General features: G+C 38.2%; 18 protein-coding genes, 1 rRNA gene, 1 pseudogene and 1 riboswitch. Of the genes and pseudogenes, 15 read left to right on the top strand and 5 right to left on the bottom strand.

The features are described 5' to 3' along the window. Positions 1-14: 14 nt before the first annotated feature. The 3 genes from guaA to ASG89_RS38260 all read left to right on the top strand — a co-directional run bounded on the left by guaA (position 15) and on the right by ASG89_RS38260 (position 2,984). Positions 15-1,553, top strand: coding sequence for a glutamine-hydrolyzing GMP synthase (gene guaA / locus ASG89_RS22755; protein WP_057313353.1), 1,539 nt, complete (start codon positions 15-17; stop codon positions 1,551-1,553). A 155-nt stretch (positions 1,554-1,708) separates the two neighbouring features. Continuing rightward, the gene (locus ASG89_RS22750) at positions 1,709-2,665 is read left to right on the top strand and encodes a tyrosine-type recombinase/integrase (protein ID WP_057313352.1); all 957 of its coding nucleotides are present in this window, start codon (positions 1,709-1,711) and stop codon (positions 2,663-2,665) included. 196 nt (positions 2,666-2,861) lie between these two features. Further along, entirely contained in the window at positions 2,862-2,984 is a 123-nt protein-coding gene (locus ASG89_RS38260; protein WP_268795651.1) for a hypothetical protein, read from the top strand. A 186-nt stretch (positions 2,985-3,170) separates the two neighbouring features. Here the strand turns inward: ASG89_RS38260 and ASG89_RS22740 are convergent, their stop codons facing one another. Next, the gene (locus tag ASG89_RS22740; RefSeq protein WP_057313350.1) at positions 3,171-3,371 is read right to left on the bottom strand and encodes a CopG family transcriptional regulator; all 201 of its coding nucleotides are present in this window, start codon (positions 3,369-3,371) and stop codon (positions 3,171-3,173) included. A 144-nt stretch (positions 3,372-3,515) separates the two neighbouring features. On the opposite strand from ASG89_RS22740, the gene ASG89_RS22735 reads away from it, so the two are divergent. The 4 genes from ASG89_RS22735 to ASG89_RS22720 all read left to right on the top strand — a co-directional run bounded on the left by ASG89_RS22735 (position 3,516) and on the right by ASG89_RS22720 (position 6,045). Beyond that, positions 3,516-4,196 carry a hypothetical protein gene (locus ASG89_RS22735; RefSeq protein ID WP_057313349.1) on the top strand — a complete coding sequence of 227 codons (681 nt, stop codon included), beginning with the start codon at positions 3,516-3,518 and terminating at the stop codon, positions 4,194-4,196. Between the two features lie 367 nt (positions 4,197-4,563). Beyond that, entirely contained in the window at positions 4,564-5,232 is a 669-nt protein-coding gene (locus ASG89_RS22730) for a hypothetical protein (protein ID WP_057313348.1), read from the top strand. Continuing rightward, complete coding sequence (locus ASG89_RS22725; RefSeq protein ID WP_057313347.1) at positions 5,229-5,420, top strand: hypothetical protein; 192 nt, start codon at positions 5,229-5,231, stop codon at positions 5,418-5,420. The genes ASG89_RS22730 and ASG89_RS22725 overlap by 4 nt, the downstream gene beginning before the upstream one ends. A gap of 61 nt (positions 5,421-5,481) precedes the next feature. Further along, on the top strand, positions 5,482-6,045 hold the full coding sequence (locus ASG89_RS22720) for a hypothetical protein (RefSeq protein WP_057313346.1): 564 nt from the start codon (positions 5,482-5,484) through the stop codon (positions 6,043-6,045). A gap of 53 nt (positions 6,046-6,098) precedes the next feature. On the opposite strand, the gene ASG89_RS22715 is transcribed toward ASG89_RS22720, so the two are convergent. After that, positions 6,099-7,151: a hypothetical protein gene (locus tag ASG89_RS22715; protein ID WP_057313345.1), complete on the bottom strand. Its 1,053-nt coding sequence runs from the start codon at positions 7,149-7,151 to the stop codon at positions 6,099-6,101. A 221-nt stretch (positions 7,152-7,372) separates the two neighbouring features. Next, positions 7,373-7,576, bottom strand: a complete 204-nt coding sequence (locus tag ASG89_RS22710) for a helix-turn-helix domain-containing protein (protein ID WP_057313344.1) — start codon at positions 7,574-7,576, stop codon at positions 7,373-7,375. 234 nt (positions 7,577-7,810) lie between these two features. Here ASG89_RS22710 and ASG89_RS22705 point away from each other — a divergent pair, with 234 nt between their 5' ends. Beyond that, positions 7,811-8,527 (top strand): stalk domain-containing protein, encoded by a 717-nt coding sequence (locus tag ASG89_RS22705; RefSeq protein WP_057313343.1) that lies wholly within the window; start codon positions 7,811-7,813, stop codon positions 8,525-8,527. A gap of 447 nt (positions 8,528-8,974) precedes the next feature. Next, positions 8,975-9,139: a hypothetical protein gene (locus ASG89_RS36605; protein WP_157276767.1), complete on the top strand. Its 165-nt coding sequence runs from the start codon at positions 8,975-8,977 to the stop codon at positions 9,137-9,139. Between the two features lie 283 nt (positions 9,140-9,422). Here the strand turns inward: ASG89_RS36605 and ASG89_RS22700 are convergent, their stop codons facing one another. Further along, the gene (locus ASG89_RS22700) at positions 9,423-10,256 is read right to left on the bottom strand and encodes an endonuclease NucS domain-containing protein (RefSeq protein WP_057313342.1); all 834 of its coding nucleotides are present in this window, start codon (positions 10,254-10,256) and stop codon (positions 9,423-9,425) included. A gap of 112 nt (positions 10,257-10,368) precedes the next feature. Continuing rightward, positions 10,369-11,277, bottom strand: coding sequence for a tyrosine-type recombinase/integrase (locus tag ASG89_RS22695; protein ID WP_057313341.1), 909 nt, complete (start codon positions 11,275-11,277; stop codon positions 10,369-10,371). Positions 11,278-11,518: 241 nt separating this feature from the next. Here ASG89_RS22695 and ASG89_RS22690 point away from each other — a divergent pair, with 241 nt between their 5' ends. The 6 genes and pseudogenes from ASG89_RS22690 to ASG89_RS22665 form a co-directional block, all read left to right on the top strand. Continuing rightward, complete coding sequence (locus ASG89_RS22690; protein WP_057313340.1) at positions 11,519-12,100, top strand: hypothetical protein; 582 nt, start codon at positions 11,519-11,521, stop codon at positions 12,098-12,100. Positions 12,101-12,412: 312 nt separating this feature from the next. Continuing rightward, the gene (locus ASG89_RS22680; protein WP_235549885.1) at positions 12,413-13,312 is read left to right on the top strand and encodes a hypothetical protein; all 900 of its coding nucleotides are present in this window, start codon (positions 12,413-12,415) and stop codon (positions 13,310-13,312) included. A gap of 170 nt (positions 13,313-13,482) precedes the next feature. Further along, positions 13,483-13,575 (top strand): annotated as a pseudogene (locus tag ASG89_RS38255) (hypothetical protein); the annotation flags it as partial. 158 nt (positions 13,576-13,733) lie between these two features. Continuing rightward, the gene (locus ASG89_RS22675; protein WP_057313337.1) at positions 13,734-14,096 is read left to right on the top strand and encodes a DUF1304 domain-containing protein; all 363 of its coding nucleotides are present in this window, start codon (positions 13,734-13,736) and stop codon (positions 14,094-14,096) included. A gap of 133 nt (positions 14,097-14,229) precedes the next feature. After that, a riboswitch (purine riboswitch) is annotated at positions 14,230-14,330 on the top strand. Positions 14,331-14,471: 141 nt separating this feature from the next. Continuing rightward, positions 14,472-15,875, top strand: coding sequence for an NCS2 family permease (locus tag ASG89_RS22670; RefSeq protein ID WP_057313378.1), 1,404 nt, complete (start codon positions 14,472-14,474; stop codon positions 15,873-15,875). 405 nt (positions 15,876-16,280) lie between these two features. After that, positions 16,281-16,364, top strand: a 16S ribosomal RNA gene (locus ASG89_RS22665); the annotation flags it as partial.

Raw genomic sequence — 16,364 nt, 5'->3', positions numbered from 1 at the left:
CTAGGAGGTCGGATATGAGTAAACCAAGTGAATTGATCGTCGTTTTAGATTTTGGAGGCCAATATAACCAACTGATTGCTAGACGGATCCGTGATTTAGGCGTATACAGCGAATTGCTGCCGCATAACACAACGGTTGATAAAATTCGTGAGATTAACCCGAAGGGGATCGTGTTCTCCGGCGGACCTGCAAGTGTTTATGGCGAAGGAGCTCCTTCGGTTGACGCTGGCATTTTCGATTTGGGTATTCCGATCTTAGGCATTTGCTATGGGATGCAGTTGATTGCCCACCAATTGAACGGGAAAGTGGAACGCGCACATACGCGTGAATATGGAAAAGCAGATCTCGAGTTCTCGAACCAAAGCCCGCTAGTCAAAGGCCTTGAGGCGAAACAAACAGTATGGATGAGCCATGGAGACCATGTTTCCGTTTTACCTGAAGGATTTGTGGTTGAAGCAAGCACAGAGTCACTTCCCATTGCTGCAATGAGCAACCGTGATCGCAAAATCCATGCCGTTCAGTTCCACCCTGAGGTTCGTCATTCAGTTCAAGGTAACGAAATGATTCACAACTTCATCTATGACGTATGTGGTTGTGTCGGCGATTGGACAATGTCATCCTTTGTGGAAGATATGATTAAAGAACTTCGTGCAGAAGTTGGCGATAAAAAAGTGCTTTGCGCACTAAGCGGCGGCGTAGACTCCTCTGTTGTAGCGATCTTGCTTCACAAAGCAATTGGCGCACAATTGACATGTATGTTCATTGACCATGGTTTGCTTCGTCAAGGTGAAGGCGAAAGCGTTATGGAGACGTTTGTCGGCAAATTTGATATGAAAGTTGTTAAAATCGATGCGAAAGACCGTTTCCTTGGCAAATTAGCTGGCGTCGCGGATCCAGAGCAAAAACGTAAAATCATCGGCACCGAATTCATTCGCGTGTTTGAAGAAGAGTCAGCTCAGTTTGATGACTTTACTTATTTGGCGCAAGGCACGTTGTACACGGATATCGTAGAAAGTGGTACAGCTACCGCACAAACGATCAAATCGCATCATAACGTTGGCGGTCTGCCGAAAGATATGAAGTTCAAGCTCATCGAACCATTGAAAACCCTATTCAAAGACGAAGTGCGCAAAGTTGGCGAAGAGTGCGGACTTCCTTCAGCAATCGTGTGGAGACAACCTTTCCCAGGTCCTGGTCTTGCCATTCGTGTTTTAGGTGAAGTTACCGAGGATAAGCTGAAAATCGTTCGTGAATCCGATGCCATCCTGCGCGATGAAATTGCCAAAGCTGGCCTTGACCGCGAGATCTGGCAGTACTTCACCGCACTTCCAGGCATGAAAAGCGTAGGCGTTATGGGCGATGCTAGAACCTACTCCTATACGGTAGGTATTCGTGCAGTTACATCCATTGACGGCATGACAGCTGACTGGGCACGTATTCCTTGGGATGTCCTTGAGAAGATTTCCGTTCGTATCGTGAACGAAGTTGAAAATGTAAACCGTATTGTGTACGACGTTACATCCAAGCCGCCAGCTACGATCGAGTGGGAATAGACTGGAACTAATTAATGGTATTAAACGCTCAGAAGCCTTGCTACATAAGGGCTTCTGGCGTTGATTACATTGATAATCCAGTTACACCTGCAACAATAGAGTGCAAAATTACTCTCTTTTATTTGCGTTGTTTAGCGAATAGAAGGGAGTTTTTTATGACCAAAATCAAGGAACTGATTGAGGACTTCAAGCTAAACCAAGAAATTTTAGGCAGGGAAAAGAGATATGTTGATCTTTGCGTGTTCCGTTTGTATAGGTGGGAAGAGTTCACAGTAAAAGTGTTGGGTGTAGCTGAAACAGAGGATGTTACACAATTTCATATCAAAAGATTTATTCAAGATCGCCAACGTGTAGGAAGTGAAGTAAACAGAACGATAAATAATAATATTGCCACGTTAAAAGTGTTCTTTCAGTATTTGGTGAGTGAAGAGTTTATTGATGAACAGGATAACCCCATGCGGAGGATTAAAAACCTCAAAGAAGAGAAAACAGTCATTGTCACATTTAATGACGATGAAGTGTCGCGGATAATTAATGACCTGAAAGAAGAGACGTATTCCAATGTTCGTGACAAACTGATTCTTATTATGCTCTTTGACACGGGTATAAGGGTCTCTGAGCTGTGCAACATCAAGAATGATGATGTAGCAAGGCGACACATTCTGATTCACGGGAAGGGGTCTAAACAGCGTCTAGTGTACATTAGCAATATCATGCGTAAGTACATGAGGAGGTACGAAACAGTAAAGCAGGAACGATTCAAAAAAAGGCAACAGGATGAAATTGAAGATTACTATTTTTTAGATCAGTCTGCTGTAAGGTTGTCGCGCTCCCGTATCAATAAAATTTTGAAAGAACATTGCAGTAATGCTGGGGTAAGAAAAGAAGTCAGATGTTCGCCGCATGATTGTCGCCATTACTTCGCCCAGAAACAGTTACGGAATGGGATTGACATTTACAGTCTGAGTAGATTAATGGGGCATTTTGATACTCAAATTACTTCAAAATATTTAAGGGGATTAGAGCAGGAGGATATATTACAGATTGGTCGTTTGCATAGTCCTCTAAACGGAGTGAAGATAAAACAAGGTTCAATGGGGGGATTAAAATGACAATGCTTCACATTGACCTTGATAATGTAACTACCCAACGATTGCTACAGATCGCTCAGAGCCATTGTAAGCTCGCTTTGGAACATTCCAAGGCAAACACCTTGCCAAACCGTAGAGAAGCCATTAGAGCCGAAATTGGGCGTTTGAGAATGGAGAGAGAGGCTTTGATAGCGTCCTTCATGCAGGAGGACGTAAAATGATCGAGGAATTTCAAAAATACGAACAACTTGTACTTGAAGAAGATGAACTTGTCTACAAGATTGAAACTTATCAAGAAACAATTACAGCGTTATTGATGCTAGTCCATAAACGCGGCTGACAATCGAAGAAATCATAACAACGATACATACGGCAGAACTTACTTGCCATACCGAACTGCTACATCTACGGCTTGCAAAGAGTTCTTTGTCGTATGCGATTAATTTTAAAAAATAGAATATCAACGAACTATGAATAAAGTGCCGCGAGAATATGAAAAGCCGTCCATGTGGACGGCTTTTGTAGTTTACTTACCCTTTTTGCTCTCCTTAACAAACTTAACATTCTTCAACGCATACTCCAATGCCAAATTGATTAACTCATTTCGTGATCGGTTACTTTTATTGGAAAGATCATCAAGCTGTATTTGTAGTGCCTTATTTATGCGAATCGTTATTGTAACGGACTTGTCTTCTTTAGGTGTGACAATAAAATCATCGTTTTCCATCCAATATTTCACCTCTTACACCAGTATAGAAGTGATAAGTGGTGAAAATATATAACACAAAATGTATTCAAAATTGAATACATTTATGATACGCTAGAGATGTTCTGTTTAAATGGAAATACGATAACATGGGGATGTTCATCAATGAATAGGAAAAAACAGATAATAATAATCGTATTAATGCTCAATTTATTAACGGCTTGTGGAATGGATAAGGTAGAAGTGTCTCAAACAACTGAGGTAAAAGATCAAAAAGTAGATGTTGTTAATGATGGCGGTGTTACCAGTAAGAGGGCGGTAAATGTTTGTTCTGCCAAAGTAGGGAATATTGATGAATTAAGTAATGATGGGTTAGTAGATCATGTACTTTGTTTAATACAAAATAATTTATATTCGCAAGCAAAGGAAGTAATCATATCAAAAAATAAACAAGATGATAAATCATTTAGTTTGTTGCTAGATACTGCATCAGCGTTGAACAATAAAGTGGCAATATCTGACGAATACTCGAAATTGATGGATAGAATTGTTCAGGCACAGGAGGAAACAGATAACAAAGAGGTCAAGCATAAATACTATGATCTTTTAATAAAAGTAAATGATGTTAGAGAAGTGTTGACTGCAAAGGAACTACAAAAATATAATGAAAAATATTATAATCCAAAGATAGGAATGACCAAAGAACAGGTAGAGAAGTCCGAGTGGGGTAAACCTGAGAAAGTTAACAAAACAACAACTAAATATGGTGTTAGTGAACAATGGGTCTATTATGGAGGTAAATACATTTATTTTGAAGATGGAAAAGTTACAAGTATTCGAGAGTAAAGATTATCAAAAAATTCTAGGAAGCTAAGGATGGGCTGTATGCGAATCATAGACTATCAAACACCTGTAACAAAAGAATTGAAAAATAGACATATCAAGCGGAGTGGCTAAGATGCCCCTCCGCTTTTTTTTGCAAAAAAATTGACCTGTACTTTATTTGGCATTTGTGGGGGGTGAGAACAATTTAGCAACTAAGTGGTTCTGAATTTATTCATAGATGCTTAAAGGAGTCAATTAAATATGAATTTTATTTAGTCATAAGTATTACTCTCGCTAATGGTGCTTTCTTTAATACTTTAACATTATTTTACAATTTTGGGGAGTCGCTAATTATGGTGGACATATGGTATTTACAGGAGGTTCGCTTATGATTTCAAATTCATACAAACAAAGGAAATACTTATTATATAAAGCGTCGGAACGATTAAAGAAATCTGATCTTGACAAGGTATTTTGCCATTTCGGAGGTGTATGTCCATTTACAGGCGAGTATAAAAAAAATTCATATGACCATTTCATTCCGTTGGCTTGGGGAACTGTTGTACTAAAGTATGGCATTGGCGGTCATACATACGCTAATATGATTATGTTATCGCTTCGGCTAAACATTTCAAAGCGATCAACGAATCCATTTGAATGGTATAGATTTAATGGCAAGAGACTTGGGATTCAACCAAGTAAATGGAAAGAACTCGTTAATCATGTAGCCAGAAAACATAAGATGACCCCAGAGGAATATGAACGGAGAGTCTACGCCTGTCATGAGGAAGTTAAGGCTATTGAATGGATGGAATCCGTAAACTCTTGGGTGAGAACGTTTTTGAAGAAGGGCGAATGCCCATCTTCACCATACTCGTTGATAAGGTCTGCCTTGTGGGATAACTTCAACATCGCTGTTGTAGTCGAAACGTATGGTAGTGATGATGCAAAGAAGTTATTGAATAGTGATGAATTCAAACAAATAATTAGTGAATGTAAAGCTGGTCATGAGCCGCTAGTTAAACTCAAAATCCTTAAAAAGGAGCGTAAACAATGACAGAGAACAATGACGAGTACAATGACCAGAAACCCCAAAATGTCATAGATTGTGCAAAAACAAATGAAGAATTTCACTTGCATGAACGAATGACTAAAATCGAAGAAATGACTAATGCACTCTATGAGTTATTACAGGAAAAAAGCCAGATGCTTGATAAAATCTCTGAAATTTTAAAAAAGTATTGAGTTGTTGCTTATTTAAAGCGAGTCAATTTGCAAAGTATTAAGAAAATATGGAGTGTTCAATATGGAGGGATATCCAGAGGTAATCAGAGCAAAACGCCCTCGACAAATCTATAGAAGTTGGGCGCGAATCCCAGAGAAGCGTAAAGAGGAATTACTTTTAATAAAATACAACCCTACTGAAATGTCGGTTTACTGCGATTGTTCTGCAATTAAAGGAACACGATGTGCAGGGATATCAGCTTGTTTTGTTGGTTATGGTAGAGTCTATGTACAATCGCAAAAACTGGACAAAAAAAATGTAGGCAAGAGCATTTTTTCTGAACTGTTAGCAGTAAAATTTTCATTGGATTTGTTGCCGAATATTTTGGATAGGTACAGGCAATGGAACCCAACAAGAGTAGTAATCTACTCAGACGTTGAAGCAATTGAGGATTTAATCTACAAAGGCACAAGTAAGAAGCTTTATATGCGGAGGGAGATCGAAGAAATCAAAAGGCTTATGGAATCATTTTCTGATTTATTTGATGTGGTCATTAACTACATTGGTGAGCAAAGGAGTTACAATATCTTTTACAATGCAACTCACACAGCTTCAAGGAAGGCTATTGGAAAGAAACGAAGATAAATGTATATAGAATCCAGAAGCTGAGCGAATCTGCCTCTGGATTGTTTATAGTCTTAGCGAATATACGAAGATAAGTCATCCATGTCATCGTATTCATCGTCATGATTGAGGTTACTTTGTCCCAAATATTTCCTATGCAACGCATCGTAAGTCACTTGGCGCACGACCTGTCTCCTTTCGACAGTCTGTTTTTGTCTTATAAATTTATCATATGGCAGGACTTTGTAAGTATTTGCAGGTACTCTTTTGTCTGGTGACAAATCTGTTATGAATGTACTATGAGTATTTGTTATCATGTTGTATTCCTCTAGTGTTGTTAATGTCTCACATAATTTCGTACTTTTTATTCCAGTAGCATCAACTAAAGAATCAATAGGACTTGAATAATTTCCTCCGAAATAATCACATTTACTTTTTAGAAATGAATAAAGATAAAAACCGATAACTCCCAAATCCGATCTTGCCATGCACCAGATGAAAATGTTAATGTCAATTCGGGTGGTATATTGGGGGAAATAAAAATATCCATCCTCATAATTTTCCATCTCAGATACTTCATCCTTATAAAACGCCCTGACTGGAAAATTAACTTTCTTTGCATTTGCTTCTCTTTGATAATCGCTAGGAAGCGCATCATTCTCAATTAGTTTTGAAAACATTGAAAATTGAGGTGATGTAAAGTCTTTATTTCCTAGATTATCTTCTGGATAATAATATCTTATAGGATAATCACTTTCTTTGCGAAGGTATCTTAGGCTTACAAGCACTCCATTTTTCTTAGTTATATAACTTTTTCCGTTCGCCCCTCTGCTGTCGGGCGAGGTATTACATATTTTGTACATTATTTTATCATCAATCCATTTAGTGTCTGTGTATTTTTCGGAATATTGAAAGTGAGCATACCGATACATATAAGAAGCTAAGTAAAGATAAGAAAAGGCAAATGCAATATGAGTTGCATTTGCCTTCCTGTCTTTGAAATAATCGCAGTTTACTAAATCAAAAAATATTTTATTTGGCATGAATATCACTCTATTGTTATCTTGATCTATATCCAGTATTTTTTTCAGTTCTCCTTCACTATAATACGTATTTGAGTTGGTCATAAAATCACTCCTAAATATTCACTATTTAATTAACTACTTCAATTTATTGCTTATACTCAGTTAAAGCGGTCAGCAATTCGTCGGACTTCTCGAAAATCCAAAAAGGCTTTAAGGTTCTATCGTGTAATGCGTAGCAGATAAATGAAAAACCCTTGTCCATTTTTAGATACTTAAACAAGGGGATGGAATAGCAAAAGAAATATTTAGTTGATTTGTTCAAATTAAATTCCACCCTTCTTAACGGAATTTGTAATGTATGATCTATACAAGTGTTCCTTCTCTTCTTGTAAATTTGCAATTTCGTTCTCATACATTGATAACATAGGAATTGAAACCCCAACGGCTTTTGCAAGTTCTTTAAGCTTGATCTTCTTTTGGTTGCGTAATATTCGATAAATCTGTCTTGGACTAAAATTGAAATCCATCTATACTCCTCCTAAAATGTCGTCTTAATTATTTAAGTGACTCGGAGTTAAAAAGTTAAGCGGTTTTGGCAGAAGAGTATGAAAATTGATAATGTATGATTTGCGGCATATATTTAATAGTTAATATGTGACTTGTCAGTATTTAAAAGAGTTGTTAGATATAATAGTAGTTATTTAATATATGCCGTAAATCACACATTACCAAAAATAAACAATTTAACGGGAGAGTATATTATGAACAAAAAGAAGGTTATTGCATCAACATTCGTTCTTACATCGGTATTTACTATGGGGGCTTTTACAGGTGTAATGGCTGATTCCAATTTGAAGGAAATTACCGCATATATTAATCAATCCATCAACATAAAGCTCAATGGAAATCAATTCGTTCCTACGGATAGCGAGGGAAATAAGCTGAATCCAATAATATACAATGGTGATTCTTATCTCCCTGTACGTTCATTGAGCCAAGCATTGGGTGTTCCTGTAAACTACGATGACCTGACCAGTACGATAATGTTAGGTGAGCAGGGGGGGAACGGAGAGAAGCTTGAAGGTTTTAGGACAGGGAGCAGTTCTACTGTTATGACTTCTAGAGATGCTGAAATTCTTTCGATTCATGGGGAAACCATAAAAGAGGGTTTCTATTCGTTAAAGCCGCATGACATTCTACCTAGCACATTAAATTTCAGATTAAATGAAAAGTATCAAAAACTTTCGTTTAGAGTTGGTGTAATAGGCAGTCCAGCCACCATTGTTGTTTCAGATCAGAAGAATAAGGTTGAATTGAAGAAATTTGTTGTGAGCGAATCCGATAAGTTTAAACAAATAGATATATCTACTATTGGTGATGTTGATTATCTGGATATTCAGATATACGGAATCATTGATGGTAAAAGGCTCAATCTCACAACCGATAAGGTTGTTATAACAGATGCTCTCGTTAAATGATATAAATCAAAAAAAGAAGCGACTACTCTCAGATTATGGAGTAATCGCTTCTTTTTCTTTTTGGACGCTTCGTCATAGAAATGGTACAGAGTTCACGAACAAGGAATAATCAAATGACACAAAAATTAACCTCTATATAGATATGCGGCAGATTCTCAAAATCACACGCAAAGGATAAACAGATAACGAAATGCTGAAATTGTAATACTCTACAATTTGTTGGAGAATATGCGTGATGTTATTCGTATCGTGAAAAAACATGTATGAGACTTCGAGTAGGAGTGTGCCTATCCGAGACAGTAAGACATAATGACTGTTCACTGTAAACTATGCCCCACTTGTTGTTATTGTGTTACACTAAAAGAAAGAATGTAAACTAATTCGATAATAATTCATCTTTTCACCAGTGTTTGTATTAAAATAAAACACTTACGGGGAATTTTATGAGTGTTAAAAAAACCACAGAAAACGAAAAGTAAAATTATTGATTTTAATGAAGCGTTTAAAAAGAAAAAGCTTGAAAACGCCAAATTAAAAAGGTCAATTTCGTTATATGATATGAGTGAAGAAGTACGAAAGGCAACTTACGATGCCATGAATGAAGATGAGTAACCAACTCTCCAATAGGAGGGTCTTTTTTACATTCGCATTCATAACTAATTACCAAAGGCCAAACGAAATACTGTTTCAAAAACGAAGATTTAAGAGTCATTTCCATGAGACATTGGGAATGGCTATTTTCTTTGTTTGGTTTGTAAGTACAATTTTGTATTAAAACTCATATCAAAAATTACGTGTCAAGAAATACCGTTTATATGGTGTAATAATACTATGTAACATCAATTGTGGGGTTGATGAAATGGAGGTACGAGTGTACGCCTATACTGTGACAAAGTCACTGGTTTTCACCAATAAATTCCTTCACGTAACTTTCAATAGTATGTTTATCCGTTGCCCATTGTTGAGAATACTCTTTTGATGGTCTGAAAGTGTGAATAACTAAATTCATACATTCTAGGTCATTCTTTTTATAATATTCCCAGGCAGCCATCCGCGTTGAATTGTTACGAGATGCTTTGCTTTTTCCAGACATAGCAGAATACGTTTTCTGAAAATGGTATGCCTGTCCGTTGTGTTTTACTGAAACTAGGTAGGATTCGGTCGGGACTAATGTGAATTCCCATATTTCATACAGGTGTGTCTGTGCGGTGTTATTAAATTTGTCTTGATAACGCTGATACGCTTGTTTTATTTGTTGAATTTGAGTAATGTTAGGTACCATATGTATGGGTAGGTGCGGAAATTTATTTGAATGTGTTAATTCTATTTTTGGAGACAAGTATACCCCTGTAATCGATTCATCCGAGCTTTTGATGATATTGATGATGCTTTGTTCATTTGCATGTATTGGGGTAATATTACTATATTTTAGTGAATGAATTAACTCATCAGTAAAACCCCTTGCTACAAGACACACCTTATGAATTTGGATTCCCTGAGCATGTAAATATCCATAATACCGAAGAACCTGAGAAATATCCTCAAACTGTGCAAAATTCCTTTTAATCTCTACTAGTATGATCTGTTCATTCTCGTCAATAAATATACTGTCGCATCTTAGTATATCGGCAACCCAATATTCCGAAAGATGAAGTTTCCACCCTACTTGTAATAGATGTGGATTAGCTTCAATAACTTTTTGTATATCCTTTTCAGTTAACTTTTGCATAAGTCCCTCCAAAAGAATCGTATTGATATTGAGAATAAAAGAAGATGCTGGGGATCAGTTATTTTATATGGGTTAATGATTCCCCCATACAAAAAATGGGGGGCTTTCACATTCACATTTTACGAAGAGCATTAATTTGTTCCTGATGGCTTGGGTCAATGTAAATAGCGGTAGTTTGAATATTCTCATGTCTTGCTAAACGTCTGATGATTTCAATGGATGCACCAGAGTTAGCAAGGTTCTTACAAAAGGAATGGCGCAACCTGTGAGGGGTGACATTGTCCATTCTGGCTAGTTTTGCGTACTTATCCAACATGACCTGTATCCCTCGTGATGTAAGCTGTCCTGTACGTTCCGAGACGAACAGGTAAGGGGATTGGACGTATCGGTCATCCGTCAACGCTTGACGCTGTTTGAGCCAATTACGGAGGTTTCGATTGTGCTTGCTGACTAATGTCACGGTTGAGTATTTACCCTTCTTACCTTCCCTTATCGTAAGTGTAACGTCCCCGTTCACCTTAACATCATCAACTTTCAGTTCCTCAACTTCTGCAACCCGTAAGCCCGAATAAAGCATCACGTCAATGATGGCGAGATTGCGAAGACGCTTAAACTCGTTTTTCTCCAAATCCAAATAACTAATAAATCTGTCTTGTTCTTCTTTAGTCATCCACTTAGATACTCCTGTCTCACCGATCTGTTCTGACGACTGGACTTTTTGTATCTTAATGCGCGTCATTGGATTATCAGAAATTTCTCCATTGTTGGCAAGGTACACGAAGTACGTTTTTAGGGAAGCTGTCGCTTTATTGACCGTCGCCTGTTTACGGTTCAATGTGTGCTTCATGTACCCAATGTACTCTTTAATTTCAATGGGCTTAATCTCGGATAGCGGCTTTTCATCGTATGTACCGCTAACCCATTCAAGGAATTGACCGACTGTGGTTTTGTAAGCGGAGATCGTCTTTTCGTCTTTGCCCTCATTTTTGAGCCATATCAAGAAGTTTTTTAGTTGTTCCATGATGATTCCTCCCAGACGTAAAAGTGTTCTGCGAAGTTGAAGTTATTGTTGGTTTGAGTGTTCTACGAACAGAATATCACTGTTTCAGAGTGAATTCAAGGCAGAATAATAATTCTGCGAACAATAGTGCGTGTACTGCAAAGATGGTGGGTATGTGGTAAAATTGACCAGTCGGAAAATGTAGCATGAATAATTAAAAATTCGGCACCACACACAAGTGTGTTTGAGGGGAGAGAGAGGGATGTACTACCTTTTAGTATTCTTACTTGTTGGTCTAGGAGTATCGATGCAATTTGATATATTCAATCTTAATGATTTTACTGCGGCATGCCTTAATGTCAGTGCGCTATTCTTCACAATTGCTGGCATTAGCTCCGGCTCATTATTTCACAAAGGCTATAAGGTTGTCTCGACAATAGTTCATTACGTAATGATTACACTAGGTGGGGTATACTTCCTACTCGCAATTTTAGGTCCTGGATTTATTTGGTACGAGGATATTGAGACTCACATGTTGCAAATTGATTCAAATGCGGTACTCTTAATAGCTTTGTCTGCTACAATTGGAACAATTGTATTGAGTAGAAGATATTCAGAAAATAGGTCAAAGGCAGATGAGATTACAATTAAGTTATTGAATAGCGAAATTATTGACCTGAAACAAAAAATAAATAACAAAGACTTGAAATATCTTGAACTGGCAGAAAAGTACAGTTCACTAAAGTCGGAAAATCAGTCGTTGATTAACAAACTTAACCAAACGACTAAAGTTATGGAACATATAAATAGTAAAATTGATGGGGTGAAACAAAAAGATGAGTAGATATAATATCAGGTTTAAACAAGAGGACGTTGGGTATGTAAAACCTTGGAGAATCACAGATTTCATAGAGAAGATTACAACCTTACACTATAAAGAAGAGTTAATTAAAGAAATTCGAAACAGACTAAACAATGGAGTGAATCCAGAAAATATTATACTGTTTGACAAATCATTTAATATTCATCGTAGTTACTCGAATTTAAGTGAAAGTTCCTTACTCTTACAGAGGGGTGCAAAGCTCACGTACCATTTGGGGAATTTCTCTTCCTTGTATCCGAACAAAGAAATCAATTCTATTTCCTTACTGTTTGAATGTTCTCATTCTCCTACACATTATTAAATAGGTTTAGGGTGAAAATTTACAAAGATAGACTGCATGTATATATAACTGATGTTCTCTCGTCGAATGATAAAGAGTTAAACCTGAGTACCTTTCGAGATGACCTTAGTTCATTAATTGCCCAGATAACCGATGATGATGGACCTGACGAAGTCGTTTATAAGATTGATACGAAAATTAAGGAAGTCAACGAAAAGCATTTTACCTTCTGTAATGATGAAACTGAGTTTCATCGTCTTGATGAGTCACTATCAAACCAACCTCTATTTGAGAAGTTTAAAGTAAAGAAGTTCAAAAACTTGTATGACAAACTCATCCATAGGTTTTATAACAAATTCAATGACATTCAAAGACCAATAGTTGGCATTTACAATGATGGAACAAAATCAATTGAAATATTGGCAACAAGCTATATAAAGAAACAAGGAATTGATGAATCTCAGATTGATTTAAAAAGTGTTACCCATAATAGCCCTTACGAGATAATTATAACTGCAGGTGCCACAGTCGTGATGATGTTGTATCAAATGTACTGTAATAAAATTGATGAAAATCCACCAATACCGTTAATGGAGAACGTCGATGACATAGATGAAGCGGAAACGCATGAAGAATACTTAATGTTTGATGAACCTGATGAGGTATTCGATGAGGAGAAGTGGCTAGAGAATCTAGAGAAACTTCAAGAGTTCATAGCACATGAAGACATTCAAGTCCACGAAGTTGATGAGGGGACCGATCTGGATGAAGGGGTGAAGTTTGTTTTAGCAGGAATCGAAAGGAAAGTGGACAATTCACTAAAGAAAAACTTTGAGGATAACAACTTCATTTCTGGTAATATCGATGTGGAAAAAAACGAAGAAGCAGTATAACGCTTGCCAAACAATGTACTCGAAGCCCTTCATAAACTATGGTTATATGTATGATTGAAATCACTTGTTTTACCCGCTACAATTGATTTACGAAAATAACGCAATAATTGAATAGTAATTTACTCTATTGGTTTTTGATTGGAATGGCTAAGATCCCTCAATACCGCGGCATTTCCGTTCGTATCGTGAACGAAGTTGAGAATGTGAACCGTATTGTCTACGACATTACGTCCAAGCCGCCAGCTACGATCGAGTGGGAATAGGTTGGCTGTTTAATCAACACTAATAGTGTGAAACAAGGACTCTCTTTGAGCTGTAGACCAGCTGGAAGGGAGTCTTTAATTTTGAGCGATAGGAATGGATAAATATGTTACATTAATAGGAACACCTAGTAAATTGAAGTCCGTATGGAGGAATAATTATGGCATTGATTGCAATGATAATGGTCGGACTTGTTGCGCTTGAACATCTGTATATCCTGATACTAGAAATGTTCCTATGGACCACACCGCGTGCAATGAAGTCGTTTGGTATGACGAAGGAGAATGCACAGATCACCAAAAGCTTAGCCGCCAATCAAGGACTATACAACGGTTTTTTGGCAGCAGGTCTCGTGTGGGGGATTGTTCATCCAGATGCTTCCACAGGACGTTCGATCGAGATTTTCTTCCTTATTTGTGTGCTCGTCGCAGCTATATTCGGCGGCATTACAGCGAAGAAATCGATTCTGCTCGTCCAGGGAATGCCTGCTCTTGCAGCGTTAATTTTCGTCCTCTTGACCTAGTGGCAGGGGGGGCAGCTGCCATTGAATGGCAATATGTATGTAAACTAGAAAAAAGACGAACAATATGGGAATCTTTACCCTAATATTGTTCGTCTTTTTTTAATTGACACTTGATCAATTCAAGAATAAAATATGAAATTGGATAACAGTTTTTCGTATAATCTTGGGAATTGGCCTGGGAGTTTCTACGAGATCACCGCAAATGATCTGGCTACGAAAAAAAGGAACGGTATCCGTATGAGTTTTTACGTGCGACTTCACACATTGAAGGCAGCCCTCATATGGACGGCTCCTTTTTCGTACCCGGAATCAGACACCACGATTCCGGGTTTTTTGCTGTCCACCATTCGTTTTAGGAGGAGTAGGAAAATGGATTTGGATCGTTTTTTTAAGTTGAAACAAAATGGCACGACCGTAAGAACAGAAATCATGGCGGGGATTACGACGTTCATGACGATGGCTTACATCCTTGCAGTCAATCCTGATGTATTAAGTGCTTTTAAATCAGGGGCAACTGGCGGAGACTGGACTTCCATTTTCTTAGCAACAGCTATTGCGGCGGGCGTGATGACGATTGCAATGGGGCTTTTCGTAAACTTTCCTGTGGCACTCGCACCGGGTATGGGCTTGAATGCGTACTTTGCGACGATTATTCTAACCTCACAAGGTAAATTTACGTTTTCGATGGCACTCACGGCTGTGTTTATCTCCGGGATCATCTTTATCATCCTAACGGTTACCAAAATTCGTCAAATGCTTCTTGTCGCTATCCCTGATAGCTTGAAGCATGCGATTACAGTGGGTATTGGGTTGTTTATTGCCATGATCGGTTTCAAAAACAGCGGCATTCTCAGCGTTGCAGTTGAAGCAGGTAATGATATTAAAGCACATCAGTATACAGAAGTTCTTTCGTTTGAAACGATCTTTCATCTTGGTTCATTAGAAGATAAAGGTGTTATTTTAACCATAATAGGTATTCTATTGATCTCCGTCCTAATGGTGCTTCGCGTTCGTGGTGCGATTTTGTTCGGAATTCTTGCAACAACGGTTGTTGGTTATTTCATGGGTATGGTGGATCTAGGTACGCTAACTAGTGACAAAACAACATGGGTTCCCGATATGTCCAAACTGCGTTTTGCTGATTTTGATTTCGCGGGCATCATGACGACAGGTATCATTTCTGTCATTGCTACATTTACTTTCGTGGAGTTGTTCGATACCTTCGGTACAATGGTAGGGACAGCTTCCCGTGCAGGTATTATGAAGAACAAAGAAGAAGGTAACAAACGTGTAGGTAAAGCGATGTTCGTTGATGCAATCGGCGTGAGTGGCGGCGCATTAGTTGGAACAAGTACAGTAACAGCATTCGTAGAGAGTGCGGCAGGTGTAGCTGAGGGTGGACGTACAGGTCTAACAGCCGTAACGACAGGCGTATGTTTCTTGCTTGCTCTGTTCTTGGCGCCAATTGCTATGTTGATTCCAGGTTCCGCAACTGCGGCAGCGTTGATTGTTGTTGGTGTTCTCATGGTTCAATCCATTAAAGAGATCGACTTCCAAGACTTCGTTGTTGCGATCCCAGCGTTCCTTACGCTTGTATTGATGCCTTTCACTTATAACATTGCAAACGGCATTTCCTTCGGAATCGTTACTTATGTGGTGTTAGCTACAGCAGCTAATTTAGGCGGCAAAAGTGACAAGAAATACAGCGTCCACTGGCTAATGTGGATTCTAGCTCTTCTAATTATTGCTCGATACGTCTTTATTGGAAGCCAAGGTTAAAATAAGGCAGGGCTCTGGTGCATTTGTGCCAGGGCCTTTTTTCATTCCGTTTATTTCCATGTCGAAAAAACTTGCAATCCCTTGGAGGATTTGTTATATTACTCCTTGTCGCTTCGGCGGTCGAACGAAAGAACGAATGACCGAAAGAAATTTCAAAAATAGTTCTTGCATTCGAATGAGCTGATGTGGTATATTACTTCTCGCTGCTTCGGTAACACGGCAGTGGACGAAAGAAATTGATCTTTGAAAACTGAACAACGAGTGAGTAAGCACAGTCGAGTAATCGACTAYRAAAGARATTGATCTTTGAAAACTGAACAACGAGTGAGTAAGCACAGTCGAGTAATCGACTATAAAAGAGATTGCAAAATCTCGCTAGCTTCAAATGAGTATTTCAGCTTTTCTATTATGGAGAGTTTGATCCTGGCTCAGGACGAACGCTGGCGGCGTGCCTAATACATGCAAGTCGAGCGGGTTTATCCTTCGGGA

Origin of the sequence: Paenibacillus sp. Soil766 (assembly GCF_001428105.1) — a bacterium.
Lineage (GTDB): Bacteria > Bacillota > Bacilli > Paenibacillales > NBRC-103111 > Paenibacillus_E.
This window is presented reverse-complemented; position numbering and strand designations above follow the sequence as displayed.